The 4,487-nt window shown below is 65.6% G+C and carries 7 protein-coding genes; all 7 read left to right on the forward strand.

Annotated elements, in window-relative coordinates; genetic code table 11:
• A partial coding sequence (locus tag ACIQ36_RS18645) for a phosphomethylpyrimidine synthase ThiC (RefSeq protein ID WP_395832134.1) occupies positions 1–696 on the forward strand: 696 nt, incomplete at its 5' end.
• Positions 680–1,660 (forward strand): FAD-dependent oxidoreductase, encoded by a 981-nt coding sequence (locus ACIQ36_RS18650; protein WP_395832136.1) that lies wholly within the window; start codon positions 680–682, stop codon positions 1,658–1,660. The genes ACIQ36_RS18645 and ACIQ36_RS18650, both read left to right, overlap by 17 nt.
• Positions 1,651–1,863, forward strand: a complete 213-nt coding sequence (locus tag ACIQ36_RS18655) for a MoaD/ThiS family protein (RefSeq protein ID WP_395832138.1) — start codon at positions 1,651–1,653, stop codon at positions 1,861–1,863. The genes ACIQ36_RS18650 and ACIQ36_RS18655 overlap by 10 nt, the downstream gene beginning before the upstream one ends.
• Positions 1,864–1,866: 3 nt before the next feature.
• Positions 1,867–2,637 (forward strand): thiazole synthase, encoded by a 771-nt coding sequence (locus ACIQ36_RS18660; protein ID WP_395832140.1) that lies wholly within the window; start codon positions 1,867–1,869, stop codon positions 2,635–2,637.
• Between the two features lie 7 nt (positions 2,638–2,644).
• The gene (locus tag ACIQ36_RS18665; RefSeq protein WP_395832142.1) at positions 2,645–3,235 is read left to right on the forward strand and encodes a thiamine phosphate synthase; all 591 of its coding nucleotides are present in this window, start codon (positions 2,645–2,647) and stop codon (positions 3,233–3,235) included.
• A complete protein-coding gene (locus ACIQ36_RS18670) occupies positions 3,232–4,206 on the forward strand; it encodes a HesA/MoeB/ThiF family protein (RefSeq protein WP_395832144.1) in 975 nt (324 codons plus the stop codon). Before ACIQ36_RS18665 ends, ACIQ36_RS18670 begins: the two co-directional genes overlap by 4 nt.
• Positions 4,203–4,487, forward strand: a 285-nt coding sequence (locus tag ACIQ36_RS18675) for a bifunctional hydroxymethylpyrimidine kinase/phosphomethylpyrimidine kinase (protein ID WP_395832146.1), incomplete at its 3' end; no start/stop codon positions are given. The genes ACIQ36_RS18670 and ACIQ36_RS18675, both read left to right, overlap by 4 nt.

Genomic DNA, 4,487 nt, shown 5'->3' on the forward strand with positions numbered 1-4,487 from the left:
GACGGGTTGCGCCCCGGCTCGACCGCCGACGCCAACGATGCGGCCCAATTTGCCGAACTCGAAACCCTGGGCGAACTAACCAAAATTGCCTGGGCGAAAGACTGTCAGGTGATGATCGAAGGCCCCGGCCATGTGCCGATGCATAAGATCAAAGCCAATATGGAAAAGCAGCTTCAGCACTGCGGCGGCGCGCCCTTCTACACGCTCGGGCCACTGACGACCGATATTGCGCCCGGCTACGATCACATCACCTCGGCCATCGGGGCGGCGATGATCGGCTGGTTCGGTACGGCCTTGCTGTGCTACGTGACGCCGAAGGAGCATCTCGGCCTGCCGAATCGGAATGACGTGAAGGTCGGCGTGATTTCCTACAAAATCGCCGCCCATGCGTCGGATCTGGCGAAAGGCCATCCGGCGGCCCGGCTGCGGGATGATGCTTTGTCGCGCGCGCGCTTCGAGTTCCGTTGGGAAGATCAGTTCAATCTGGCGCTCGACCCCGAAACGGCGCGGGATTTCCACGATCAGACCCTGCCGAAGGAAGCCCATAAGGTTGCGCATTTCTGCTCCATGTGCGGGCCGAAATTCTGCTCGATGCGCATTTCCCACGAAATCCGTGACGACGCGCGGGCGCAGGGCATGGCGGAAATGTCCGAAAAATTCCGCGAAACGGGGGATCTCTATGTCCCCGCCGAGTGAGCGGCGCGTTCGGATTTTGGGCGCAGGCGTCTTCGGGCTCGCCTGCGCCGCCGAACTGCGGGCACAGGGCGTTGCGGTGGAAATCTGGGACCGGGCGGCGGCTTTGAGCGGGGAAACCTGCTCCTGGCTGGCGGGCGGTATGCTCGCCCCCGGCTGCGAGGCCGAAAGCGCGCCGCCTGCAGTAGTTTCGGCGGCGGCGGGGTGCGCCGATTGGTGGGAAGCGCAGGGGGTTCCCGTTACGCGGCGTGGCTCGCTGGTTCTGGCCGCCCCGCGCGATCAGGGCGAGTTGCCGCGCTTTCTGCGGCAATCCCAGGGCGGCGCGGTGGTTGAGGGGGCGGCGCTGGCCGCCCTCGAACCCGGTTTGGCCGATAAACATGGGCACGGCATTTTCTATCCCGACGAAGCGCATCTCGATCCGCGCGCGGCTTTGTCGATTCTGGCCAAACAATCGCGGGTGCAGTGGGGACGTGCCGGGACGACCGACGATCTCATCGGCGTCGATTTTCTCATCGACGCGCGCGGCATCGCCGCCCGCCCGGATATCGCGGACTTACGCGGCGTGCGCGGCGAAATGCTGGTGTTGCGCTGCCCGGATGTTCAGATCACCCGGCCCGTGCGTCTCATCCACCCGCGCCACCCCTGCTATCTGGTGCCGCGGGGCGAGGGGGTTTACATGCTGGGCGCGACGATGGTTGAGAGCGACGATCGTAAGCCGATCACCGCCCGCGCGGCGCTCGATCTGCTGTCGGCCCTGTGGGCAATCCATCCCGGTTTTGCCGAGGCCGAGATTTTGGAAACGGGCGCGCAAGTGCGCCCGGCGTTTGCTGATAATATCCCGCAGGTGCGCCGCGCGGGCCGCGTAATTCGGGTAAACGGGGCCTATCGTCATGGCTTCCTGCTTGCCCCCTATCTGGCGCGGCAGATCGCGGCGTTGGTGCAGGAGGAGGTTAGGGCATGCGCTTGATCGTGAATGGCGAGGCGGGTGATTGGCTCGTTACCAATTTGGACGAACTTGTCGTGACCTATCTTGCCCAAACCGGGGCCGATCCCGACGCGGCGGTGGCGACGGCCTGGAACCGGCTGTTCGTTGCTAAGCGGGCGCGCGCGGCCCTGCTGTTGAGCGCGGGCGACGAAGTGGAAATTCTCATTCCCATGCAAGGGGGCTGACCGATGCGCCTCTACGAGACCGATTTTTCAAGCCGCCTAATGCTGGGCACGGCGCTTTATGCGTCGCCAAGCGTGATGGCCGAAGCGGTGCGCGCGGCAAAACCGGCGCTGCTGACCGTTTCCTTGCGCCGGGAAGGCGCGGGCGGGCAGGGGTTCTGGCCGTTGCTGCAAGCGCTTTGTGCCGAAACCGGCGCGCGGCTGCTGCCCAATACCGCTGGCTGCTATACGGCGCGGGAAGCGATCACCACGGCACAGATGGCGCGGGAACTGTTCGAAACCGAGTGGCTGAAACTTGAAGTGATCGCCGACCCGGAAACCCTTCAGCCCGACCCGTTCGGTCTGGTGGAAGCCGCGCGGGTTTTGAGCGCCGATGGGTTCAAAATCCTGCCCTATTGCACCGAAGATCTTTCGGTCGCCGAAAAGCTCCTCGCGGCGGGGTGCAAGGTGCTGATGCCCTGGGGCGCGCCCATCGGTTCGGCGCGCGGGCTTAATAATGTCTACGGTCTACGGACCTTGCGGGCGCGCTTTTCGGAGGTGCCTTTGATCGTGGATGCCGGGCTTGGCCTGCCGTCCCACGCGGCTCAAGCAATGGAACTCGGCTATGACGGCGTGCTGCTGAATACCGCCATCGCCAAGGCCGACGATCCCGCTGGCATGGCGCGCGCTTTTGCGCTAGCGGTGGAAGCGGGAAGGGCCGGGTATCGCGCGGGGCCAATGGCGGCGCGCGATATGGCGGCCCCCTCCACGCCGGTTTTCGGCCTTGCGGCTTTGTGAGGCGGAGATGGACCGTTTTTACCCGATCATCGACCGCGCCGACTGGCTGCCCCGGCTGTTGCCCTGCGGCGTGCGCTTCGTACAACTGCGGATGAAAGACCAGACGGAAGCGGCTCTGCGGGCTGAAATCGCCCACGCCCGTGATCTCTGCGCGGCCGCAGGGGCTACCTTGGTGGTGAACGACTATTGGCGGCTCGCCATCGAACTTGGCTGCGACTGGCTCCATCTGGGGCAAGAAGACCTCACCGAGGCCGATTTGCCCGCGATCCGCAAAGCCGGATTGAAGCTGGGCGTCAGCACTCATAGCGAGGACGAGCTAGAGACCGCGCTCGCCGCTCGGCCTGATTATATCGCCCTTGGTCCGGTCTATCCGACGACGCTCAAGAAAATGCCCTGGGCTCCCCAGGGCGTGCCGCGCGTGACCGAATGGAAGCAGCGTCTCGGCGCGATTCCGCTGGTTGCCATCGGCGGATTGACGTTAGAACGGGCCGCGCCGGTCTATGCGGCGGGGGCGGATTCGATTGCGGTGGTCTCGGACGTGCTGCAAGCCGCCAATCCCGAAGCGCGCGCGCAGGAATGGGTGAGGGCAACGCGATGAGCGAGGATCGATACAGCCGCCAAACGGCGGTTCCTCAGGTGGGCGACGATGGCCAAGCCCGGCTTGCGTCGGCGCGGGTGCTGGTGGTCGGCGTCGGCGGGCTCGGTTGTCCCGCCTTGCTCTATCTTGCCGGGGCAGGGATTGGGCGGTTGCGTCTGGTTGATGCCGACCGGGTCTCGGAGAGCAATTTGCACCGGCAAACGCTGTTCGCTCAGGCCGACATTGGCCGGTTCAAGGTGGAAGCGGCGGCCGAACGCCTATCGGGCCTTAATCCGACCCTTGTGTACGAGCCGCACGCTATGGCCCTCACCGACGCCCGCGCTGATGCGCTGGTGGCGGGGTGCGATGTGGTGCTGGATGCCGCCGATTCCTACCTCGTTTCCTGTGCCTTGTCGGACGCCTGCACCCGCGCCGGGATTCCGCTGGTCTCCGCGTCGATGCTGGGGATGGAGGGGAGCATCGGCGTGTTCTGCGACCGCGCCCCTGGCTATCGTGCGGTTTTCCCGGAGTTTCCCGCGCCCGCCTCCTGCGCCAGCGCCGGGGTTCTGGGGCCAGCGGTCGGGATGCTGGGGGCGTGGATGGCGCAATTGGCGATGCATCTCGTCATCGACTATCCGCCGGAGCCGCGCGGTCGTCTCTGGCGGGCGGATTTAGGGGCGGGGCGGTTCGTGCCGATTTCCTTTATCGGCGCAAGCGAAGACGGTCTACCGCCGCGCCCCCTGCTGCTGTCGCCCGAGGATATTCTGCCCGCCGATCTTATTGTCGACCTTCGCTCTGCCGTCGAACGCGAGGCGCTTCCGTGTGCTGGGGCGATTGCGGCAACGGCGGATGCGCTGCCGGTTCTCCCACCGGGCGCGCGGCTTGTGCTCGCCTGCGCCTCGGGGCGGCGAGCGTTAGCGGCGGCGGAGAGGGTGCTTAAAGCCGATCAGAATCATAATCTCGCCGTTTTGGCACTCGGTGTCCCCGCATGAATGCGGTTCTGTTGATCGGCGGGACCGATTCCAGCGGCGGTGCAGGCTTAGCGCAAGATGTGCGCGTGCTCGCGGATATGGGCGTTCCGGCGCGTTTGGTCGTCACGGCAGTCACGGCGCAAGGGGCGGGCGGCGTTGCGGCGGTGCAGGCAATGCCGCCGGAGATGCTTCAGGCGCAGATCATGGCGGCGGCCAGCCTTGGGCCTATCGGCTCGGTGAAAATCGGTATGCTGCCGAGCGTTGCGGCGGCGACGCTTGTCGCCGACCTTCTCATGCAGATG

It is taken from the genome of Elstera sp., assembly GCF_044372965.1.
In the GTDB taxonomy this organism is placed as follows: Bacteria; Pseudomonadota; Alphaproteobacteria; order Elsterales; family Elsteraceae; genus Elstera.